Below are 21,039 nucleotides of genomic sequence, written 5' to 3' on the forward strand. Positions count from 1 at the left end.
TGGACAGTAGAGCCGATTTACGAAAGGAGCAGAAAAGTTTTGAAGAAAAAAAAGCGGAAAAAGAGATCGCATATTCCGTTTCGGATGAATATGCTGTTCTTTGCTGTTTTTGTGCTTTTTTCGGTCTTAGTCGTGCGTCTGGGCATTGTTCAGATTGTTTACGGGCAGGATTATAAAAAAGAACTGGAACAGACGGAGGACCAGACGATTAATACTTCTGTTCCCCGTGGAAGAATTCTTGACCGGAACTATAAGGTGATTGTTGGAAATAAAGCGGAGAAAGCCATCACATATACTAGAACAACGGCTGACAGCACGGATAAAATGCTGAAGGTCGCCAAGGCTTTGGCCAAAATTGTGAAAGCATCGCCTTCCGATTTGAAGCAGATTACGGATCGGGATAAAAAGGATTTTTGGATCCTGACCCACCAGAACGAAGCGAAACAGCTGGTTTCAAAAAAAGAGCAGGAGAAATTGAAAAACAACAGTGACGCGATTTATAAATTGCAGTTGAAGCGTATCACAAAAAATGATATCGACTCTTTTTCCCAACAGGATTTGAATGAGCTGGCGATTTACAGGAAGATGTCGTCCGGCTATGCCTTATCACCGCAAATTATTAAAAATACGGGCGTTACGGATAAAGAGTATGCAACGGTCAGCGAAAATCTTTCTTCTCTGCCGGGCGTGGACATTACGACCGACTGGGAACGGAATTATGTGTTTAAAGAAGCAAACGGCGATTCCGTTTTAGGTTCTGTCCTCGGCGGCGTTTCGACGGAGAAAGAGGGCCTTCCTTCCGACAAGGAGCAATATTACACGGCCCGCGGTTACAGCCGCAATGACCGCGTCGGGACGAGCTATCTCGAGCAGGAATACGAAGATGTGCTGAGCGGGGAAAAAGAGAAAATCAAAACAAAGACGGATAAAGAAGGTAATGTGATCAAATCGACCGTTATCAGCAAAGGGCAGCCGGGCAGCGACCTTGTCCTGACAGTTGATATCGAACTGCAGAAAGAGATTGAAAAAATCTTGACACAGGAGATTTCGGCGGCAAGGGCAAGCAATCCGCTGGTGGACAGGGCATTTGTTACGGTCATGAATCCTTATACGGGTGAAATTTTGGCAATGGCCGGTAAACAGGTGCAAACGGACACGAAAACCGGAAGGGCAAAAATAGCCGACTTTGCGCTCGGGAATATGACAACGTCTTATCCATCCGGTTCCGCTGTAAAAGGCGCAACGATCCTGACCGGTTACCAGACCGGCGCGATTAAGCCGGGCCAGGTATTTGTTGACCAGCCGCTCCATTTTCTTGGCACACCTACCAAAAAGTCATGGGTAGCCGGGAACGGGTTCGGCGCCATTAATGATCTGACGGCTTTGCAGTATTCTTCAAACGTCTATATGTTCCGCCTAGCGATGAGCCTCGGCGGGCAGAAGAACTATGTGCCGAACAGCACATTGGATATTAACAAAATGAAAGCCATTAAGGAATTTCGCAAGTATTTTGCCGAATTCGGCCTCGGCGTCAAAACGGGTATTGATCTTCCGGGCGAAGTGACCGGATACCAAACACCGGTACCGCCGAATAACGGGAATGTGCTTGACTTTGCGATCGGGCAGTTTGACACCTATACGCCGCTCCAGCTCTGCCAATATATTTCGACGATCGCGAACGGCGGCTACCGCGTGCAGCCGCATATTGCGAAAGAAATCAGAAAGCCGAGCAAAGATGGAAAAACGCTCGGCGCTGTTGAAAAAGTAATCGGCACAACCGTCCTGAACCGTGTTGATATGAGCGCATCATACATCAACCGTGTTAAAGAAGGCTTTTACCGTGTCGTCAATATGCCACACGGGACCGCTTACGGACGAATTGATTCGAGTCTAAAAGTAGCGGGCAAAACTGGTACGGCCCAGGCCATATACGGCGGGGAAAAAGTGGAACAGTATGCAGCTGAAGGCAAAGCCCGGCCGGCAATTTGGAATGAGGCATGGAACTCGACATTTGTCGGCTATGCCCCGTACAACCATCCGGAAATCGCGATTTCTGTTGTCGTGCCTTGGTCCTATATGGGAAACGCTACGGATCCGCATACGAACTTGAAAATTGCCAACCAGGTATTTAAAGCCTATTTTGACTTAAAGAAAAAAGAAGCGGGAAGTGAAACCAATACGGCTTCACAAACTGTTCAAAATTAAAGCCAGGCGAAATCCAACTGACGTCGGACAGGCTAAGAATAAAAAACGGATAACGGGGTGTCCTCGCTATCCGTTTTTTATCCTATGCTTAATTCATGTAATCGGAAATAATGAGCCGGACTTCTTGCACAGGCAGGGCGGACTGTTTCGCGATTTGCTCGAAAGACAGGCCTTGCTTGAACAAAGCCAGCACCTGGTTTTTCACAATTTCATTTACCTGTATGCGCGCCGACGGCTTTTCCGGCAAAAAAGGGTCACCAGCCATTAATTCTTCTTCCAGTACCTGCAATCTTTTTTTGATTTTGTATGTCTCCTGGAAAAATTGTAAGGATAAATCTTCCAATTCTTTTTCCAGGTAGCGGGCAGGGTCTTTATGGAAAAAAGAAATGACAAACAATACGGCCGATAGCGCCAATAAGGTGATGATGGTAATCGCCATGGTTTTCTCTCCTTTAATCAGGTACTAACCCTATTTATAACATGATTTTGCGGCATTGTGTACAGCCAATCCGGAAGGCGCAGGTGTTGCGCGCAAGAATTTATGCGTATGAAAAAAACATACTGGCAATTCGGGCGGAAAAATGCTATGATAGATAAGTCGTATGAACAGTTGATGAGATTTAGGTTTGGAGGGATGAACATGCGTGTAAATATAACATTGGCTTGCACGGAATGCGGTGAGCGTAACTATATTACAACGAAAAATAAACGTACGAACCCGGACCGTATTGAATTGAAAAAATACTGCCCGCGGGACAAACGCGCAACTTTACACCGCGAAACAAAGTAAGCAGCAGGAAATTCCTGCTGTTTTTTCTTTCGCCAAAGGATAATTTTCCTCTCCCTTTGGAAACCTAATAAAAGTTCCGGCAAAATTTTTAAGGGGGGAATGGAATATGAACGGGTGGATCAAATGGCTGGCGATGCTGCTGCTCTTAACGGGGTTGTACAGAAACCGTTACCGGATTTTTAATGCCGTGCTTGGGTATGGTCTCATCAGAAAGTGGGCGGTAACGGCGGCAATGAGGATTCCCGGAATTCGTTCCCGATTTATCCAGTCCGCTTTCCAATAAAAAAACGAAAAAGGACAGGTGTAATGCGCAATCGCTTTACACGCCGTCCTTTTTTTCGCTATAGTTAGGGTAAGACCGAATGGAAAAGGCAGGGGAAATTGTGAGCAGTAGGGAAGATTTTTTATTTTGGAAACTAGGCCACTATTTCGTCGTGGAAAACAGCTACCGGATCATCTACCTCAGCGGGGGCCGGGATGAAATGTGGCTAGAAAATACTGCGAATAAAAAAATGCCGTTTGTACGGCTATTGCGTTATGATCTTGACTGGGGAAGTTGGTTGTACCGCGATATCCGGTATACGGGTGCGCACGCGGAGGATTTGTGCAGGCAGACAGGCCGGAATGCATTCCGTGTCCTGAATATCTACGTCAGTGAATATGCGCCCGTCGATGAATATCAAATGTATTTGGCGGAACCGCTACTTGTGAACCGGGGCAGAACGGAAGTCCATACGATTCTTTTGGAAAGCGGGCATTTGGGGGAAGGGCTAAGGCGCCTGAACAATTTGACGGGAGGCAATTTTGAAACCGCACCCGGCGCAAGCGGGGAAGATACCTATGCACTGCAGCGCATTGTCCTTGAACACGCCGCCCGCCGGGAAGAGCAGGAGCGGCAGCTGTTTGATGCAGGCAGGCCGTTTTTTACGTATGTATTCCTTGCCGTACAGATTGCCGTTTTTATCATGATGACACTCTTTGGCGGCACGCAAAATACGGAAAACCTTATCCGATTCGGGGCCAAGTATAATCCGCTGATTATCGACGGGCAGTATTGGCGGCTGATCACGCCGGTTTTTATTCATATCGGCATCATGCACCTGTTGATGAACTCGCTGTCATTGTATTATATCGGCCCACTTGTGGAAAGGATTTACGGGATATGGCGCTTTGCATGGATCTATTTGTTTGCCGGCTTTTCGGGCTGCCTGGCAAGTTTCTTGTTCTCAAGCAGCATCTCCGCCGGGGCAAGCGGTGCAATTTTCGGCCTGTTCGGCGCGTTGCTTTATATCGGGACGGCTTACCGCGACCTGTTTTTCCGGACGATGGGTTCAAGCGTCATCATGCTTGTCGTGATAAATTTGATTTTCGGTTTTTCCGTATCCGGCGTCGATAATTTCGGGCATCTTGGGGGGCTTTTCGGTGGATTTTTGGCGGCCGCGATCGTCCATTTCCCGAAACGGAGGCGGGTTGGCGTGCAGTTCGGGGCTTTTATTGTTGCGGTTTTGGCGGCCGTCTCCTTGCTGTATATGGGGCTGAACGGCTACGTCAAGGGGCGATGACGAAAAAATATTTTTGCTTTGTGTCCATCTTTCCCCTCCTTTTTGTATGTCCGTTAAAAACACAATGAAGCGCCAATGGCCATTTTTATGCGGGCAGCACTCGAATTGGCGCTTGTTAGAAATTGCACATTCGACTATACTTTTCTTGGGCAGATATTTATCAATTGAAAGTTGGGTCGAAATGAGAACGCTTTATGATGTACAGCAGCTTTTAAAAAAATTCGGCATCATTGTCTATATCGGGGACCGGCTTGCTGATCTTGAACTGATGGAACTGGAGCTGAGGGAGCTGTACCAGGCAAGGGTGCTGGAAAATCGGGAATACGAAACAGCAATGCTGATCATCAGGCAGGAAAAACGCCTGGAAAAAGAGAAAAGAAATCGAGGGTGATGCAAATGGCTGAAAAATGGGTAACAGGTGTGGATTTAGGAGGCACTACCACAAAACTGGCATTTTTAAATGAAAAAGGAGATATTTTTCATAGATGGGAAATTCCAACAGATACGTCTGAAAAAGGGAAAGCCATTCTCCCGAATATTGCAAAATCGATAGATGGACAGTTGGCAGCACTTCACTGGGATAAAAAGGATATTGCCGGCATCGGCATCGGTGTGCCCGGTCCGGTTGATATGGAGGCGGGCGTCATTTACGAATCCGTGAACATCGGTTGGGTGCAGAACTATCCGGTTGTGGATACGTTGCAGCAATTAACCGGGTTAAAAGTGGTAATTGATAACGATGCCAATGTGGCGGCGCTCGGCGAAATGTGGAAAGGCGCCGGCGAAGGTTCGGATGACATGGTGTTTGTCACACTCGGCACCGGCGTCGGAGGCGGGATTATTACAGGCGGCGATATCGTGCATGGCGTTAAAGGGGCGGCAGGCGAAATCGGCCATATCACCGTGATCCCGGATGGCGGCGCCCCATGCAACTGCGGCAAAACAGGCTGCCTTGAAACGGTCGCATCCGCTACAGGCGTCGTCAGGACGGCGAAAAAGAAAATCGCTGCATACAGTAGCCCGTCCACGTTAAAAGATTTGTATAGCCAGGCAGGAAGCGTGACTTCCAAAGATGTGTTTGATTTAGCGGCGGCAGGCGATGCACTGGCGAATGAAGTCGTGGATGAAACCGCTAAATATTTGGGGCTTGCGCTGGCAAATGTCGCCAATACATTTAATCCGGAAAAAATCATCCTCGGCGGCGGCGTATCAAAAGCAGGGGATACGCTTTTAAATCCGCTACGCACTTATTTTTCCAAATATGCCTTTACAACGGTCGGCAAATCGACAAAACTGAAACTTGCCACATTAGGCAATGATGCTGGCGTGATTGGGGCGGCCTGGCTTGTGTTGAATAAAAATTAAAATATGGGAAATGGCAATACGATTTAAACACGATTCCCCTTTTTCATGATATCGGCCTACGTTTGGCTTAATAAAGAACAGCGATATGATGAAAAAAGGGGGTTTTTTTGTCCAGCTTTGCCAACACAATGGTTGTTTGGCCGCTTATGGCGGTTATATTCATGTGGGAGAAAACGGATATCGTTTATTTCAAAGAATTCCATCTTGAAGTGGGCAGCCCGCTGCAGCGGTTTGTTTTTTGCTGATCAATCCCGCCGTATTTTTATTTTTTGCTTTCGGGTTGTCTTACCTGTTTAAGGAAAAGAAAAAGCAAATCCGTTTCTGTCTGGCCGCGGCGGCCGTGCTGTCCGTTATTTTGTACGCCAATATTGTGTTTTCCCGTTTTTTTCAGCGATTATTTAACGGTTCCATTGCTGTTTCAAACGAGCAATTTCAGAGATTTAAAGGAAAGCGTCCTGTCGGAAATGAGGTGGCGGAATCTTCTTTATTTTTTGGACATCGCCGTTTATTTTGCCACTATGAAGGCAGTGAAAAAATACGGTTTGCGCTTCTCCAAGCTGTTTCAGGGTACAAATTGGTCGGGTGCCTGTTTGCTTTGCGTACTCAATATCGGGCTTGCTGAAGCAGTCCGGCCACAGCAAATTTTCGATAAAATCATTTACGGGGATCTGTTCCGTTTTACGCGCTGAAACTGCCAGGCATAAAAAAAGCGGCAGTTGCCGCCTTTTTGGAAAGTTACGTGAAAGTTGGATAGCCCGAATGGATGACGGTCATGATGGTGAACCAGCCGAAAAGGGCAAAAGAAATTGCCCCGAATACGAAACCGAGGATGTTTTTGTTTTTGGCGGCAGTAATCAGCCCGATCAGCGAAAGGATGGAAACAAGACCGAAAATGATAACGGTTCCCATGAAATCCCCCCTTAATGAAAATGCATCCAATTATTTTTATTTTACAACTAGACCGTCAATTTGTCGAGTATTTACAATTCCGCTCATTGCCGATGCTATTACATGTTACAATAAGGAAGGAGGGATGCAAATGGAATGGGAACAACTCCCCCTCGGCCCGATCCAGACAAACTGCTATTTGCTGTGGAATAGTGAAAAAGACTGCATTATTTTTGATCCGGGCGGGGAAAGTGAAAAATTAATGGCCTTTATTGATGATAAAGGGCTGCATCCGTTGGCGGTGCTGTTGACCCACGCGCATTTCGACCATATTGGTGCGTTGGATGCGGTGCGGGACGTTTACCAAATTCCTGCTTACGTCCATGAAAATGAAGCAGATTGGCTTCCTGACCCGGGAATGAACGGTTCGCATTTGTTCCGGATGGGGGAAGTGACGGCGCGCTCTGCGGAAAAACTGCTCACAGGTGAAGGAGATTTGAAAATCGGGCCGTTCCGGTTTCGTGTGTTGGAAACGCCCGGCCATTCGCCTGGAAGCGTTTCGTACAGGTTGCACGGAACAAATGCCCTTTTTTCGGGCGATGCCCTGTTTGCCGGCAGCATCGGGCGGACGGATTTGCCAGGCGGGAACCATGCCCAGCTGATTGAAAGCATCCGCACAAAACTTTTGGTGCTGGATACGGATATTACTGTGCTGCCGGGGCATGGGCCAGCCACCACAATTGGGGAGGAAGCGGCGCTGAATCCTTTTTTACGGTAAAAAAAATCGGCGGACTGTCCGCCGATCTTTTTAGGATACGATAAAATATTATAGAAAAATGTTTTATTCGCCGAATCCGAGTGTGAGCATAAAAGTGGTGTAATAAGTAAAACCGGCGAAGAAAATGGTCAAGTACACACCGAAAATGTACATATACATCCGTTCGGACAATTTCAAATAGCTGACAAGCACAAAAAAGCCGGTTTGCGCAAGGAACAATAAGGCGGTTTCTTTCATGTCGCCAAGATAAAACATGACCGCCATGACACCGGTCCAAAACCCCAGTACGCGATACATACGATCCAAATGAACCACCCCTTCTTTTATGTCCATTCAACCTTATTATAATGGAATGCGGAAGGGGTGTAAATAAAATCGGGAATTAATTCGCAACTTTTGCAACTTTCACATGATAGATGCACTCGCTGCATTCATGGAGTATCGTTTCCTGCTGCTTCATTTCAAAATCGTCAAACAGCGCTTCGAATAAGCCGTGGATATAGGCAATATGCATTTCGCAAACTTGCGTAGAATGGTTGATCAATTCTTTGAACGGGCAGTTGTATACATGGTAGTCCAATTCGTTCGCCTCATCCGACTCCGAAGTTTCAATGCAGTAGCCGTCCATTGTCGACACGCTTGCCAAAACGGACAATTTTTCATCGTAAGTCAGCTGGTCTTTTGTTTTGTTCATACTTTTTAAAATATTTTCAATGATTTGTTTGCCGTACTGTCTGCCGATATCCTGCAGCAGTTCTCCGCTTGCCAGCTTCAATTTATTAAGTGCTTCAAGCAGAATATTGGATAGCAGTTTGTATTCACGGTGCGGGAAGGTCAGCTCAACGACCTGTTCGGAACTTTTATACAGCCTTGCCGGGCGGCCGCCTTTTCCAGTTTTGTTCAGTTCAGATGTGATGACTTTTACATCTTCAAGTTTGGATAAATGCAACCTTGCCACATTCGGGTGTATGTTAAATTTATTCGCCACTTCCTGGACGGAGACTTCCCCTCTTTTTTTGAGCACAAATTGGTAAATAGAATAGCGGGTTGGGTCTGAAAGCGCGTTAATGACTTTTAATGTTGGTTCCATATTAAACACCTCTACAATTTTTATACTAACTATATTATAAATAATAAATACGCCAAAATTTGTGACGAAAATCACACACTTTACTTTTCCACAAAAACAATGTTGAATCTAAGAAAAAACCGAAAAAATTATTTTTTTTTGCAGGAATTTTTCCGGCAGCGTCGAAACAAGTAAGTAACCCAAAAAGAAAGGTGGTATGTTATGGCATATGTCTGTTGAAAAAATGGCAGAACTGCTGGTTGGGCAAGCGGTCAAGAACAAAGTGACCGATGTCCACATTGTGCCGAGGCAACAGTGTTACCATGTACAGTTCCGGCAGTATGGAAGGCTGTACCCCCACCGCAACCTTTCCGCTAAAGCCGGGGAAAGGCTGATATCCCACTTGAAATTTATGTCATCCATGGATATCAGCGAAAAAAGGAAGCCCCAAAGCGGGTCAGTCCAGATGAAAATCTTGCAGCAAACCGTCTCCTTAAGAATTTCGACGCTTCCAACCTCTCTGTCAAAAGAAAGCCTCGTGATCCGGATTCTCCCCCACGAAGAAAGGTACCAAATCGGACAAATCTCACTTTTCCCATCCAGTGCAAAAAAATTAATGGCACTTCTGAACCATTCGCACGGCATGCTCATTTTCAGCGGGCCGACCGGAAGTGGCAAATCGACAACGATGTATACGCTTGTCGAACATTGTTCGAAACATTTTTTACGCAATGTCATCACATTGGAAGACCCTGTCGAAAAGCAAACTGATTCATTCTTGCAGGTGCAGGTGAATGAAAAGGCCGGGATTACTTACAGCACAGGGCTGAAGGCAATCTTGCGCCATGATCCGGATATCATTTTGGTCGGGGAAATCCGGGATGCGGAAACGGCAAGAATTGCGGTCCGCGCATCACTGACAGGGCATTTGGTTCTGACAACAATGCATACGCGCGATGCGAAGGGGGCCATCTACCGGCTGATGGAGTTTGGGATCAGCCTTCATGAAATCGAGCAGACGCTCCTTGCTGTCAGCGCCCAGCGGCTGATTACGCTGCTTTGCCCGGTTTGCGGCAGCCGCTGTTCGCCGATTTGCATGCACAGTCGAAAGAACCGGCAGACAGCTGTTTATGAGCTTTTGTACGGCAAAAATTTGCAAAAAGTGCTGCAGGAAGCAAAAGGGGAAGTAGTCCGGTACCATTATCCAACTTTAAAAGAATGGCTGCGAAAGGGGATTGCGCTTGGATACATTTCTGAAGAAGAGTTTCATCGCTGGATTGCTGAAGAGGAAGAAGCGGCGGAGCCTCAAAGCGCAAGGCCGGTTTCTTATCCGGATCGGTGAAATGCTGGAGAACGGATTTGCGATTTCGGAAGCCATTTCGTTTCTCCAATATGCCGATGCGAAACAGGATGTTGGTTCGATGAACAAACAGCTGCAAAATGGTGTGCCGCTTCATGAAGTCTTGTTAAAGCACCGGTTTGACGCCAATGCCTGCTCGCAAATTTATTTCGCTGAACGGCACGGCGAAATGGTGCCTGCGCTGAAAGAGGCCGGCGCTTATTTGCTGAAGAAACATCAAGACTACCATACGTTTTGGAAACTTGTCCGCTATCCGCTTGTTTTAATCGTTGCCCTTTTTGCCGCAGCGGGTTTTGTACGGAGCATCCTGCTGCCGCAGTTTGAACAGATGTACCTGTCTTTGGATTACACACCTTCGCGAAATCTCCGGCTGTTTTTGGCTGTCATGGAACAAGCCCCGAAATGGATGCTCATCTTTGTGTTGGCCTCACTTTTTTCCGCATCCTTCCTCCATTTTTATTTAAAAAGGAAAAATCCGCTTGACCAGGCGGCATGGCTGTCGCACATTCCCGTATCCCGCTTTTACTATAAAAGTTATTACAGCCAGTTTTTGGCAAGAGAATGGAGTTTTTTGCTGAAAAGCGGCTTTTCGGTATATGAAATCCTCCATATGATGGAATCGCAAAATTTCAGGCCGCTCTTGCGGGATACCGCAAAATTCCTGCGTGATAAGCTTTTGGCGGGGCAGACGTTTTCAAACGCTTTATCCACCGTGTCCTACATTGAGCCCCAACTGGTCGTTCTCGTACGGCACGGAGAAAAAAACGGGCGCCTGGATCAGGAATTGTATTACTACAGCCAAATCAGCATGAAAAAGATGGAAGAAAAAATTCAAAATCTGTTCCAGCTCATCCAGCCGGTTGTCTTTGTCATGATCGGCATCTTTTTGGTGGCAATTTATTTGTCGATCATGCTCCCGATGTTTCAAATGATTGATGTCGTTTAAACCTGTCCGGACGGATTTATTGATTAGCTGCCGGTGCCTTTTTGGCGCCAGCAGCAAAATATCTGTGAAAGGGGATATGAAGATGGCTGTTTTAAAAAATGAAAAAGCATTCACGCTGATCGAAATGCTGATCGTACTGCTTGTCATTACTGTCCTTTTATTTTTAATGATTCCGAATATTTCCAAACATACGGATTCCATCAATAATAAAGGGTGCGATGCCTTTATTGCAATGGTGCAGGGGCAGGTGCAGGCATATGAAATGGACCATCATGAGTTTCCAACTTCCATCAGTCAATTGAAAGATAGCGGGTATGTCTCGAAAACAACTTGCCCGAACGGCAACGGGGTGGAAATCGGGGCAGACGGAACAGTAACGGAGGCGTCAAATTGATGCCTTGGAAAGGGGAAGCAGGTTTTACATTTCCGGAAATGCTGGTGGTATTGCTTGTTGTTTCGGTTATGACCGCCCTCGCTTTTCCCGGGTTTGGACCGGTAAAGGATGCCGTCGCCAAAAATATGTTGATCAATCAGCTTGAAAGAGATTTGTATTTTGCGCAGGCAGATGCAATCGCCAGGCAAACGAATGTATATATAAAATTTTACCAGCCGAACAATACTTATACTATTTATGAATCAAGGCAAAATGCCTTTCTTGCTAAAAGGAAGCTGCCGGACGATGTGAAAATGTTGAGCAACGGTTCAACGCTTTCTTCGTGTATGATCGGGCCGGATGGGAATGTCAGTCAGTTTGGCACGCTTTATTTCCAGGCGGGTGGAAATAAAATCAAACTCGTGACACATATTGGAAGCGGGCGGTTTTATGTGGAAGAATGAAAAAGGCTTTACGCTTGCAGAAACGGTGGCAGCGTTCGCCGTATTTTGTATGATGGCCGCAGCCCTGTTTCCGCCGCTTGTAAATATGTTCGGCCAAATAAAGGAATCAAAACAGCAAATGGCTGCGGCCCGTTTTCTTTACGAAAAAACAGAGGAATGGGTTTTCACGGGAAATGTGCCGGAAAGAGAAAAAACGTTGGAAGGGGCCAAAATGGCATTCCATATTGAAGATCAAGGCAGGAAGGCATGTGTGGACTATGAAGAAAAAAAGATTTGCGTTACGGTTCAGCAATGAGAACGGATTTACGCTGCTCGAAAGTATATTCGTACTGATGGTTCTGTCCTTTATTTTCTCGTTCTTCCCGCCTGCTGTGAAAATGTTTGGGATGGCCGGCGACGCGTTCAGGCCGAAAGAAGATGATGAGTGGAATCTTTTCGTTTTGCAGCTGCGCAAAGAAATCCGGATGAGTACCGCCTGTGAAGCCGGACAAAATAGGCTCACGCTCAACAGGGACGGGAAAACGGTTGTATATGAACCGTACGGGGCGCTGCTGAGGCGGAGGGTGGATGACGAGGGGCATCAAATTGTGCTTCAAAATGTGAAAAATGTAAAATTCACCGAAACTGCTTATGGGATCGAGCTCGAAGTGGAATTTCTGGACGGCACGGAAGAAACAGCGGATTTTACTTTTTCACAGGCGCATCCTGTAAATTTGGATGAAATGGGGGAACGCCATTCATGAAGGGCGAAAAAGGCTTTATTTTGCCGATGGCGCTGTTTTTAGCGCTCTTGGCGTGCACGATGCTCATTTTAAGCGTGGACATTTTTTTGGGAGAAAAAAAGTACGCTGTGCTCGTAAAGGAATATTATATCCGGAACACGATGTCCGTGATGGCAATCCGGGAGGTCGCTCGCCGGATTGAAGAAGGGGATTTCGGTGCAGCGGTGCTTCGTTTTTCAGATGGGATAGTTTCCTATACGGTGAAAAAAGACGGGGACGAAGCGGCCATTTCCTTGCAGACGGAAAATGAGAGTGGTGAACAGTTTAAAAGTGAGATAATATATAATCACGCAGAAAAAAAGGTAATCCGGTGGGTGGAAAAATGACAAGGATTTATTTAACCGGCTTTATGGGAGCCGGAAAAACGACAGTCGGGCATGCTTTGGCGGCCATGCTGCATATGGATGCGATTGATTTGGATGCCTGGATCGAGAAAGAAGAAGGGATGGCGCCTGCTGAAATTTTTGCGGAAAAAGGGGAAGCGTATTTCCGTAAGAAAGAAACGGAAATGCTCAAACGGGCAAAAATGCTGCAAGGCGTGATCATGACAGGCGGGGGTATTGTCATGCGGGAAGAGAACCGTAGGCTATTGAAACGGGACGGGCTGGTGGTTTTTCTCGATTGCGACCCTGCCATCCTTGTTGCCCGTATTCAAAATGACGCATCAAGGCCGATGGCATCCGGCCGGACAGTAGCGGAACTTGTCAGCCTTTATGAAAAAAGGCTGCCACTGTACCGGGTGTGCGCGGATCTAATGGTTGACACATCAGGCAAAACGGTCGATGAAATTGTGACTGAGATCGCCGGGCGTATAAAACCGGAGTTGTTCGGGCATAATGGCGCCTGAAGGAAGGTGGCGCCATTGTCAACGAATGATTATGTAAAATTTATGACGCAAACGGTTATGCAGCATATCAGCACGCCAAAAAGCGAGCGGCAGCAAAAAAGAAACCAAAAGAAAGAAGAGATGCCGCCATTTGTGGAAAGATGGTTCGGCATTATCCCGTATGTTTTCTCATTCTTGAAAAGGAAACCGTAACAGGCAGCCGTGAACAGGCTGCCTGCTTATATAAGGGCATCTTTTAAGTAAAACAGCCCGCCGTTAACGACTTCAACCGTGATTTTTGGTTCGTACTGTTCTTTTAGCGCCTGCTTTTCTATTTCATACGATTCAGGCAGTTCCTCCATGTCCTCATAAAAGTGGTCCAAAAGATTTAGATCCTGCTGCCACCGTATTACCGCTTCTTCCGCCCACTCGTGCGTTTCCTTTGCTAAGCCTTGCCGCACATAGTTTTCAATCCTTCTCACCGCGCTTTTCGGCATAATGATCGGTGTTAATGTAAAACAATTGTCCGGGATTTTCGGCGTAAGGTTTCTTTGCTCCAGTATGTCCTGGAAATTTTCTGCCAAAGTGCCGTGGATCAAATTCAGGCCGATCGACCGGAATACATCTTTCTTCAAATCGCACCGGTAAGAAATTTTGAGGTTCATGGAAAGCCACGGGTAGAGCGGCGCCTGTTTTTGCTGCGGTTTGATGTCTTCATACAGCCGGATGTAACGGGCAAATTGTTTTGCCGTCCGGAAAATTTGGTTCAGGCGCGGGCTGCCGAAATGGATGGCCTCGCCTTTAATGGATTCGGGGGCTTTTTCCTTATCCGTGATAAATGTCACTGACATCGGGTTCGGGATGCCGCCCGTTTTTTCCAGATAAGACCAGTAAAAAGGGCGGTTCATTAACGCTTTGTCGAGTTCAACGGTCAGCTGGACGGTCATCCAACCGGGCCCGTTTTCAATAAACGTGCACCCGTTTGCCTCAAAAAAGCGCTCAAGATATTGATGTATTTCTTCTTGCAGCATCCGCGTCCTCCTCCTGTTTCCGAAGCGTTTCCGCAAACTCGATCATTTGCGTGAGATTCTCCATTTTAATTTTCATTTCGCCTTCCGACTGTGAGTTTTGGAATACGTCAAGCAAATGGTCTTCCAGTTTCCCGAATTCGAGGCAGGTCAAAATATCGTCGAGTTCACCGATCACCCGTTCAAACAGATGGATTTTTTCATACAACAGCTGCAAAATATGTTCTTCCACCGTTTTTTTTGTGGCGAAATTATAAATGTGGACGTCTTTTTCCTGCCCAAGCCGGTGGACGCGCCCGATCCTTTGCTCAAGCCGCATCGGGTTCCACGGCAGATCAAAATTGATCATATGGTGGCAAAACTGGAGGTTAATTCCTTCGCCGCCCGCTTCCGTCGCGATGAGCACCTGTGCATGATTTTCGAAAAGCTGGCGCATCCAGTCTTTCTTGCCGCGCTTGAAGCCCCCGCGGAACGGGACGGAGGTGATGCCGTTTTGTTTCAAAAACCATTGCAAATAAAGCTGAGTTGCCCGGTATTCGGTGAAGATAATGACTTTATCTTGAATGCTTTGAATGAGTTCAAGCGCTTTTTCGGCTTTTGAGTTGGTCTTTATGGCTTCGATTTTTTTGATGATCTTAGTGACCGCCTCTTCCAAAGCGGGGGACGGCTGTTCCGCTTTTTTCAGCAAGTTTTTCAACGTGACAAAAACAGCTTCCCGGCTCGAACATGCTTCCCGTTGCAGTGTCAAAAGCGAGAAGCCGGCATAGGAGTAACCGTCGTGGGCGATGCGGAGTATCTTTAGGGCATCGTACATTTCGCGCTCTTCTTTGCTGAAATCGATCAAAACGGTTTCCACGCGCCGTTTCGTCCATTCTAGACCTGTGTTGATGCGGCGGTTTCTGATCATGACTTTATTGACGAGCTGCTTTAAATGTTCGTCTTCTTTTACGTGCCTGTCCCTTTTTTTATATTTTTTGCTGAAATTTGTTTCGCTCCCCAAATGCCCAGGTTTTAATAAAGACACAAGATGGAAAATTTCTTCTACCCGGTTTTGGATTGGCGTCGCAGTGAGCAGGAGGCAGAATTTTTTCTTTAATCCCTGGACAAATTCATAGTTTTTTGTATTCGGGTTTTTTAACTTATGCGCTTCGTCAATGATGACCATATCGTATTGCTGTTTGTAGATGATGTCGCGGTGCGGGCTTCGCTTGGCGGTATCGATGGAAGATACGATGCAGTCGTACTGCTCCCACATGTAACTTTTCTTTTGTCCGACCGCCGGAATATGGAATTTTTGGTTTAGTTCTGCGACCCACTGCGAAACAAGGGATGCGGGTACTAAAATAAGCACTTTTTTGGCAAGCCCGCGAATCATATATTCTTTTAATATCAGGCCCGCTTCAATCGTCTTCCCGAGCCCGACTTCATCCGCCAAGATCGCTTTTCCGTTCATCTTTTCAACAACTTGGCGCGCCGTCTCCAACTGATGGGGAAGCGGGTTTACATTGACCAGGTGCTTTGGCGCCTGCAGCCCTTCAAATTCAGGGATGACGAGCCTCTTTTCCATTTCCACCGCAAGCTGGTACAGTTCCCATTTCCCCCATGGTCCGTCATTTTCGTAGCGGTCCATCAATTCCGTTTCCCATGAATGGTCGAATTCGTAGTTGACTTCCAAGCTACTCGCACTCCTTTTCATCAGCGTTTAAACTGCTCAAATTCCGCCTATGTATTTTTTAAAGGGTTTCTTTTCGTACAGTTGAATACATTTTGAAAAATCCAATTGATTTTAAGAATGGAGTCATGATACGATGAAGTTGAATCAATCATTTTTACCTCTGCCGCAGGGGAAATTCCAACCCGGCAGGATATTTGTAGTATGCCCGATTTTTAACTGAATATTGGCGGATGAGAATAAGGGGAGAGACTGCATATGCAGCGCCGACGGAGCAAGCAATGTTTGCGAATCTCTCAGGCAAAAAGACTCTTAATTTGACGCATCTCTGGAGAGTGCTTCTTTTATATGAAGCCACCAAAGAGGAAAACCGTTTCGGTAAACTTTCAGGTGCAAGGACAGGGAATATTCCGATCATACAACGGAATATTCCCTGTTTTTTTGCCCTTATGCAAAATTTCGGGCAAACAAGGATTTTGAATGATAAGAACGGAGGGAAGCAAATGCCGGATTTAAAACGGACGCCGTTGTTTGATGTTTACCGGAAATACGGGGCCAAAACAACCGGTTTTGGCGGCTGGGAACTGCCTGTGCAGTTTTCGGGCATCAAAGCCGAGCACGAAGCCGTCCGCACAAAAGCAGGGCTGTTTGATGTTTCGCATATGGGGGAAATTCTCGTTCAGGGGGAAGGAAGCCTTGATTTTTTGCAAAAGATGGCAACGAACGACGTGTCGACACTCCATCCCGGCGCTGCACAGTACACGGCCATGTGTTACGAAAACGGCGGCACGGTGGATGATTTGCTGGTTTACCAATTGGGAAAAGAGCGTTACTTGTTAGTTGTGAACGCCGCCAACACCGAAAAAGATTATGAATGGCTGAGGGATCACAACACGGAAGAAATCTCTATTGCCGATATGAGCGCATCAATGGCCCAGCTGGCACTGCAGGGTCCGCTGTCGGCGCGGATTTTGCAAAAACTTGCCCGGGGGCTTGATGTTTCTGCATTTAAGCCTTTTTCATTCGTCGAAAATGCCGATCTTTCCGGATGTAAAGTGCTGCTGTCAAGAACCGGTTACACAGGTGAAGACGGTTTTGAAATTTATTGCCGGAATGAAGATGCGGCCCGCCTGTGGGAAGAAATTTTGACGGCGGGAGATGAAGACGGGGTTTTGCCGTGCGGGCTTGGCGCCAGGGATACACTCCGCTTTGAAGCAGGGCTGTGCCTGTACGGCCAGGAACTTTCGGAAAACATTTCTCCGCTTGAAGCGGGGATCGGCTTTGCGGTGAAACTCAACAAGGAAGCGGATTTTATCGGAAAATCGGCGCTTCAGCAACTGAAAACGGAGGGCCTGAAAAGGAAGCTTGCCGGTATTGAAATGATCGAACGTGGCATCCCGCGCCACGGCTATGATGTTTTTTCCGGGGAAAAGAGAATCGGTGTTGTGACAACCGGGACACAGTCACCGACATTCAAGAAAAATATCGGCCTTGCTCTATTGGATGTGCCCTTTAACGCGCCGGGAACTGAAGTGGAAGTGGCCATCCGCTCCAAGAAATTAAAAGCCAAAGTGGTGAAAACACCGTTTTATAAACGGCAACAGAATGTGGGAGGAGAAAAATGATGCACCGTTATTTGCCGATGACAGAGGAAGACCGCAGGGAGATGCTGGACGTGATCGGCGTCGATTCTGTGGATGAACTGTTTGCGGATATTCCCGAAAAAGTGCGTTTCAAAGGCGATTACCGCATAAAAAAAGCAAAATCGGAGACCGCGTTGTTAAAGGAACTGGCTGCACTTGCCGACAAAAATGCAAATTTAAAGCAATATACCTCCTTTTTAGGGGCGGGGGTATACGACCACTATATCCCTGCGGTAGTGGACCATGTGATTTCAAGATCCGAATTTTATACCGCCTATACGCCATACCAGCCGGAAATATCCCAAGGGGAGCTGCAGGCGATCTTTGAATTCCAGACGATGATCTGCGAATTAACGGGCATGGAAGTGGCCAACTCTTCCATGTATGACGGCGGCACTGCCATGGCCGAAGCGGCGATGCTTGCCTCAGGGCAGACGCGCAGGAAAAAAATTCTGGTTTCTAAAGCTGTCCATCCGCAGTACCGCGCCGTTTTACATACGTATGCCAAAGGGCAGGGCATCACAGTGGAAGAAATTCCGCTGAAGGACGGCCGGACCGATATTGATGCGGCCAAAAAATCGATTGACGGGGATACGGCCACTGTGATCGTCCAATATCCGAATTTTTTTGGTTCGATTGAACTTTTAAAAGAGATTGAGGAACTGGCGCACGCTGAAAAAGCAATGTTCATTGTTTCTGCTAATCTGCTTGCCCTTGGAATATTTGCGCCGCCTGGGGATTTCGGGGCGGATATCACAGTCGGCGACTGCCAGGTATTCGGCATTCCGGCTTCATTCGGCGGCCCGCATTGCGGTTATTTTGCCGCGACATCGAAGCTGATGCGGAAAATCCCGGGGCGCCTTGTCGGAGAAACCGTTGATGAGAATGGGAAAAGAGGCTATGTGCTGACGCTGCAGGCGCGCGAACAGCATATCCGCCGCGACAAAGCCACTTCCAATATTTGCTCCAACCAGGCGCTGAATGCGCTCGCCGCTTCGGTTGCCATAGCTGCGCTCGGGAAAAAAGGCGTGAAAGAAATGGCGCTTGCCAATATTTCCAAAGCGCAGTACGCAAAAAAGAAATTGGAGGAAAAAGGTTTTGAGGTGGCATTCGGCACGCCGTTTTTCAATGAGTTTCTTCTAAAAATGCCGAAAAGTGTAAAAGCGGCCAATGACCACTTGTTAAAGAAAAAAATCATCGGGGGATATGATACGGGCCGGGATTATCCGGAATTCGCCGGACATATGCTCATTGCGGTAACGGAAATGCGGACAAAAGCAGAAATTGATCAATTTGCTGAAGAATTGGGGGTATTTTGCCATGGCGAATGAAGTGATGCCGCTCATTTTCGAACGTTCCAAACCTGGCCGGATTGCTCACAGCCTGCCGGAGTTGGATGTGCCGGAAGCGGACCCGGCGGAAATTTTTCCGGCCGAATACATCCGGAAGCAGGATGCAGAATTGCCGGAAGTGTCGGAACTGGATTTAATGCGCCATTACACATTATTATCGAAAAATAACCACGGTGTCGATTCGGGATTTTATCCGCTCGGCTCGTGCACAATGAAATACAACCCGAAAATCAATGAAATAGCGGCGCGCTTCCCAGGTTTTGCCCATATCCATCCGCTCCAGGATGAAAGCACAGTGCAGGGAGCACTTGAGCTAATGTATGACCTAAAGCAGCATTTAATCGAAATTACCGGCATGGATGAGGTCACCTTGCAGCCGGCTGCCGGGGCGCACGGGGAATGGACCGGCCTGATGCTGATCCGCGCTTTCCATGAAGCAAACGGGGATACAAAACGGACGAAAGTGATTATCCCGGATTCCGCGCACGGCACAAATCCGGCGTCCGCCACTGTTGCCGGTTTTGACACGGTCACCGTCAAATCGAATGGGCAGGGGCTTGTTGATTTGGAAGACTTAAGGAGGATTGCCGGGGACGATACGGCCGCGCTCATGCTCACCAATCCGAATACGCTCGGGCTGTTTGAAGAGCATATCCTCGAAATTGCGGAGATTGTCCATGAAGCAGGCGGCAAGCTGTATTACGACGGCGCCAATTTGAACGCAGTGCTCGCCAAAGCGCGCCCTGGTGACATGGGATTTGATGTCGTTCACTTGAATCTCCATAAAACGTTTACTGGCCCGCACGGCGGCGGCGGCCCGGGTTCCGGCCCTGTAGGTGTAAAAAGAGAGTTGATCCCGTTTTTACCGAAGCCGGTTGTTGCCAAAAAAGGGGATCGCTACTACTTTGATGAAGACCGCCCGCATTCAATCGGAAGGGTTAAACCGTTTTACGGTAATTTCAGCATCAATGTCCGGGCTTATACGTACATCCGCTCGATGGGGCCTGAGGGTTTGCGCGCGGTAACCGAAAATGCGGTCATCAATGCGAACTATATGATGCGCAGGCTTGCCCCTTATTACGATTTGCCGTATGACCGCCATTGCAAGCATGAATTCGTTTTAAGCGGCAGGCGCCAGAAAAAACTCGGCGTCAGGACATTCGACATTGCGAAGCGGCTGCTGGACTTCGGTTTCCATCCGCCGACCGTTTATTTTCCGCTCAATGTCGAAGAATGCATGATGATCGAACCGACTGAAACGGAAACGAAAGAAACGCTCGATGCGTTTATCGATGCGATGATCCAAATCGCAAAAGAAGCGGAGGAAAATCCGGAAATTGTCCAGGAAGCCCCTCATACCACGCTTGTAAAGCGCCTAGATGAAACAAGGGCGGCGCGCAAACCGGTTTTGCGCTATGTAAAACAATAAAAAAGCAAATGCCGCAGTGGCTTGCTGCGGCATTTTACACAGTTTACTTGCTTGTTTTAATTTTGCCTGTCCAATTTTTATAGCCGCCTTTTAACTGGTAAAGGTCGCGGCAGCCGTATTTGTAAAGAATTTGTGCAGCGCGGCCGGTGCGCGCCCCGTTTTGGCAATATAGATAAACCGGTTTGTCGGTCCGGATTTCTTTTAATCTCATTTTTAGCTGAGACAACGGAATATTGCGGGCGCCCAAAATATGCCCGTTCGCAAATTCGTTCGGCTCGCGGACATCAATTAACTGCGCTTTGCGGTACCCTGCCTTAAATTCTTCTTCCGTCAAGCTTTTCATGATTTTTTTCTGCCGGTAGTAGCTGATGAGTGTGTATGCGACAACAGCAGCGATGATGATAATGGCTGTAAACCATGATTGCGACAATCTGTATGCCCCCTTTCTTACCTGCCAGCGCTATCTATTATTATATTCGTGTTCCACCTCTTAATCAAAATCTTTTT

Annotated in this window: 27 protein-coding genes and 1 riboswitch; of the genes, 20 read left to right on the plus strand and 7 right to left on the minus strand. The window is 47.3% G+C overall.

Annotated elements, in window-relative coordinates; all coding sequences use genetic code 11:
* Positions 1–39 precede the first annotated feature (39 nt).
* On the plus strand, positions 40–2,205 hold the full coding sequence (locus GBH70_RS04165) for a peptidoglycan D,D-transpeptidase FtsI family protein (protein WP_151679848.1): 2,166 nt from the start codon (positions 40–42) through the stop codon (positions 2,203–2,205).
* An 88-nt stretch (positions 2,206–2,293) separates the two neighbouring features.
* On the opposite strand, the gene GBH70_RS04170 is transcribed toward GBH70_RS04165, so the two are convergent.
* Complete coding sequence (locus GBH70_RS04170; protein ID WP_151679849.1) at positions 2,294–2,644, minus strand: hypothetical protein; 351 nt, start codon at positions 2,642–2,644, stop codon at positions 2,294–2,296.
* 201 nt (positions 2,645–2,845) lie between these two features.
* On the opposite strand from GBH70_RS04170, the gene rpmG reads away from it, so the two are divergent.
* From rpmG to GBH70_RS04195, 6 genes are all read left to right on the plus strand, one after another.
* A complete protein-coding gene (gene rpmG / locus GBH70_RS04175) occupies positions 2,846–2,995 on the plus strand; it encodes a 50S ribosomal protein L33 (RefSeq protein WP_151679850.1) in 150 nt (49 codons plus the stop codon).
* A 106-nt stretch (positions 2,996–3,101) separates the two neighbouring features.
* On the plus strand, positions 3,102–3,278 hold the full coding sequence (yqgO, locus tag GBH70_RS16640; RefSeq protein ID WP_172967454.1) for a protein YqgO: 177 nt from the start codon (positions 3,102–3,104) through the stop codon (positions 3,276–3,278).
* Between the two features lie 79 nt (positions 3,279–3,357).
* Positions 3,358–4,557, plus strand: coding sequence for a rhomboid family intramembrane serine protease (locus GBH70_RS04180; RefSeq protein ID WP_253693450.1), 1,200 nt, complete (start codon positions 3,358–3,360; stop codon positions 4,555–4,557).
* Between the two features lie 181 nt (positions 4,558–4,738).
* Positions 4,739–4,948, plus strand: coding sequence for a YqgQ family protein (locus GBH70_RS04185; protein WP_151679851.1), 210 nt, complete (start codon positions 4,739–4,741; stop codon positions 4,946–4,948).
* A 5-nt stretch (positions 4,949–4,953) separates the two neighbouring features.
* Positions 4,954–5,922 (plus strand): ROK family glucokinase, encoded by a 969-nt coding sequence (locus GBH70_RS04190; protein WP_151679852.1) that lies wholly within the window; start codon positions 4,954–4,956, stop codon positions 5,920–5,922.
* 410 nt (positions 5,923–6,332) lie between these two features.
* Entirely contained in the window at positions 6,333–6,611 is a 279-nt protein-coding gene (locus tag GBH70_RS04195; RefSeq protein WP_172968272.1) for a hypothetical protein, read from the plus strand.
* A 46-nt stretch (positions 6,612–6,657) separates the two neighbouring features.
* Here GBH70_RS04195 and GBH70_RS04200 read toward each other — a convergent pair whose 3' ends face one another.
* A complete protein-coding gene (locus GBH70_RS04200) occupies positions 6,658–6,831 on the minus strand; it encodes a DUF2759 domain-containing protein (RefSeq protein WP_151679854.1) in 174 nt (57 codons plus the stop codon).
* A gap of 130 nt (positions 6,832–6,961) precedes the next feature.
* Between GBH70_RS04200 and GBH70_RS04205 the strand changes: the two genes are divergently transcribed.
* Positions 6,962–7,588, plus strand: coding sequence for an MBL fold metallo-hydrolase (locus GBH70_RS04205; RefSeq protein WP_151679855.1), 627 nt, complete (start codon positions 6,962–6,964; stop codon positions 7,586–7,588).
* 63 nt (positions 7,589–7,651) lie between these two features.
* On the opposite strand, the gene GBH70_RS04210 is transcribed toward GBH70_RS04205, so the two are convergent.
* Both GBH70_RS04210 and GBH70_RS04215 read right to left on the minus strand, forming a co-directional pair.
* Positions 7,652–7,894 carry a DUF2626 domain-containing protein gene (locus tag GBH70_RS04210; protein ID WP_151679856.1) on the minus strand — a complete coding sequence of 81 codons (243 nt, stop codon included), beginning with the start codon at positions 7,892–7,894 and terminating at the stop codon, positions 7,652–7,654.
* Positions 7,895–7,970: 76 nt separating this feature from the next.
* Positions 7,971–8,678: a helix-turn-helix transcriptional regulator gene (locus tag GBH70_RS04215; RefSeq protein WP_151679857.1), complete on the minus strand. Its 708-nt coding sequence runs from the start codon at positions 8,676–8,678 to the stop codon at positions 7,971–7,973.
* Positions 8,679–8,886: 208 nt separating this feature from the next.
* Here GBH70_RS04215 and comGA point away from each other — a divergent pair, with 208 nt between their 5' ends.
* The 9 genes from comGA to GBH70_RS04260 all read left to right on the plus strand — a co-directional run bounded on the left by comGA (position 8,887) and on the right by GBH70_RS04260 (position 13,621).
* A complete protein-coding gene (gene comGA, locus GBH70_RS04220; protein WP_151679858.1) occupies positions 8,887–9,999 on the plus strand; it encodes a competence type IV pilus ATPase ComGA in 1,113 nt (370 codons plus the stop codon).
* A gap of 1 nt (position 10,000) precedes the next feature.
* A complete protein-coding gene (comGB, locus tag GBH70_RS04225; protein WP_151679859.1) occupies positions 10,001–10,963 on the plus strand; it encodes a competence type IV pilus assembly protein ComGB in 963 nt (320 codons plus the stop codon).
* 82 nt (positions 10,964–11,045) lie between these two features.
* Positions 11,046–11,357 carry a competence type IV pilus major pilin ComGC gene (gene comGC / locus GBH70_RS04230; RefSeq protein ID WP_151679860.1) on the plus strand — a complete coding sequence of 104 codons (312 nt, stop codon included), beginning with the start codon at positions 11,046–11,048 and terminating at the stop codon, positions 11,355–11,357.
* Complete coding sequence (gene comGD / locus GBH70_RS04235; protein ID WP_253693456.1) at positions 11,357–11,800, plus strand: competence type IV pilus minor pilin ComGD; 444 nt, start codon at positions 11,357–11,359, stop codon at positions 11,798–11,800. Before comGC ends, comGD begins: the two co-directional genes overlap by 1 nt.
* On the plus strand, positions 11,787–12,095 hold the full coding sequence (locus GBH70_RS04240) for a prepilin-type N-terminal cleavage/methylation domain-containing protein (RefSeq protein WP_151679862.1): 309 nt from the start codon (positions 11,787–11,789) through the stop codon (positions 12,093–12,095). Before comGD ends, GBH70_RS04240 begins: the two co-directional genes overlap by 14 nt.
* Positions 12,058–12,543, plus strand: coding sequence for a competence type IV pilus minor pilin ComGF (gene comGF / locus GBH70_RS04245; protein ID WP_151679863.1), 486 nt, complete (start codon positions 12,058–12,060; stop codon positions 12,541–12,543). The genes GBH70_RS04240 and comGF overlap by 38 nt, the downstream gene beginning before the upstream one ends.
* On the plus strand, positions 12,540–12,908 hold the full coding sequence (gene comGG / locus GBH70_RS04250) for a competence type IV pilus minor pilin ComGG (RefSeq protein ID WP_151679864.1): 369 nt from the start codon (positions 12,540–12,542) through the stop codon (positions 12,906–12,908). The genes comGF and comGG overlap by 4 nt, the downstream gene beginning before the upstream one ends.
* Entirely contained in the window at positions 12,905–13,429 is a 525-nt protein-coding gene (locus GBH70_RS04255; RefSeq protein ID WP_253693453.1) for a shikimate kinase, read from the plus strand. Before comGG ends, GBH70_RS04255 begins: the two co-directional genes overlap by 4 nt.
* Before the next feature lie 15 nt (positions 13,430–13,444).
* Positions 13,445–13,621: a YqzE family protein gene (locus GBH70_RS04260; protein ID WP_151679865.1), complete on the plus strand. Its 177-nt coding sequence runs from the start codon at positions 13,445–13,447 to the stop codon at positions 13,619–13,621.
* A gap of 26 nt (positions 13,622–13,647) precedes the next feature.
* On the opposite strand, the gene GBH70_RS04265 is transcribed toward GBH70_RS04260, so the two are convergent.
* Positions 13,648–14,439, minus strand: a complete 792-nt coding sequence (locus GBH70_RS04265) for a YqhG family protein (RefSeq protein WP_151679866.1) — start codon at positions 14,437–14,439, stop codon at positions 13,648–13,650.
* Positions 14,408–16,111 (minus strand): DEAD/DEAH box helicase, encoded by a 1,704-nt coding sequence (locus GBH70_RS04270; protein WP_172967556.1) that lies wholly within the window; start codon positions 16,109–16,111, stop codon positions 14,408–14,410. The genes GBH70_RS04265 and GBH70_RS04270 overlap by 32 nt, the downstream gene beginning before the upstream one ends.
* Before the next feature lie 230 nt (positions 16,112–16,341).
* Positions 16,342–16,430: riboswitch (glycine riboswitch) on the plus strand.
* A gap of 181 nt (positions 16,431–16,611) precedes the next feature.
* Between GBH70_RS04270 and gcvT the strand changes: the two genes are divergently transcribed.
* The 3 genes from gcvT to gcvPB are packed head-to-tail and all read left to right on the plus strand — an operon-like array spanning position 16,612 to position 20,532.
* Positions 16,612–17,733 carry a glycine cleavage system aminomethyltransferase GcvT gene (gcvT, locus tag GBH70_RS04275; protein WP_151679868.1) on the plus strand — a complete coding sequence of 374 codons (1,122 nt, stop codon included), beginning with the start codon at positions 16,612–16,614 and terminating at the stop codon, positions 17,731–17,733.
* Positions 17,730–19,082, plus strand: a complete 1,353-nt coding sequence (gcvPA, locus tag GBH70_RS04280; RefSeq protein ID WP_151679869.1) for an aminomethyl-transferring glycine dehydrogenase subunit GcvPA — start codon at positions 17,730–17,732, stop codon at positions 19,080–19,082. Before gcvT ends, gcvPA begins: the two co-directional genes overlap by 4 nt.
* Positions 19,072–20,532 (plus strand): aminomethyl-transferring glycine dehydrogenase subunit GcvPB, encoded by a 1,461-nt coding sequence (gene gcvPB, locus GBH70_RS04285; RefSeq protein ID WP_151679870.1) that lies wholly within the window; start codon positions 19,072–19,074, stop codon positions 20,530–20,532. The genes gcvPA and gcvPB overlap by 11 nt, the downstream gene beginning before the upstream one ends.
* 43 nt (positions 20,533–20,575) lie before the next feature.
* Here the strand turns inward: gcvPB and GBH70_RS04290 are convergent, their stop codons facing one another.
* On the minus strand, positions 20,576–20,962 hold the full coding sequence (locus GBH70_RS04290; protein WP_151679871.1) for a rhodanese-like domain-containing protein: 387 nt from the start codon (positions 20,960–20,962) through the stop codon (positions 20,576–20,578).
* Between the last annotated feature and the right edge of the window lie 77 nt (positions 20,963–21,039).

The organism is Weizmannia acidilactici (genome assembly GCF_008974225.1).
Lineage (GTDB): Bacteria > Bacillota > Bacilli > Bacillales > Bacillaceae_C > Weizmannia > Weizmannia acidilactici.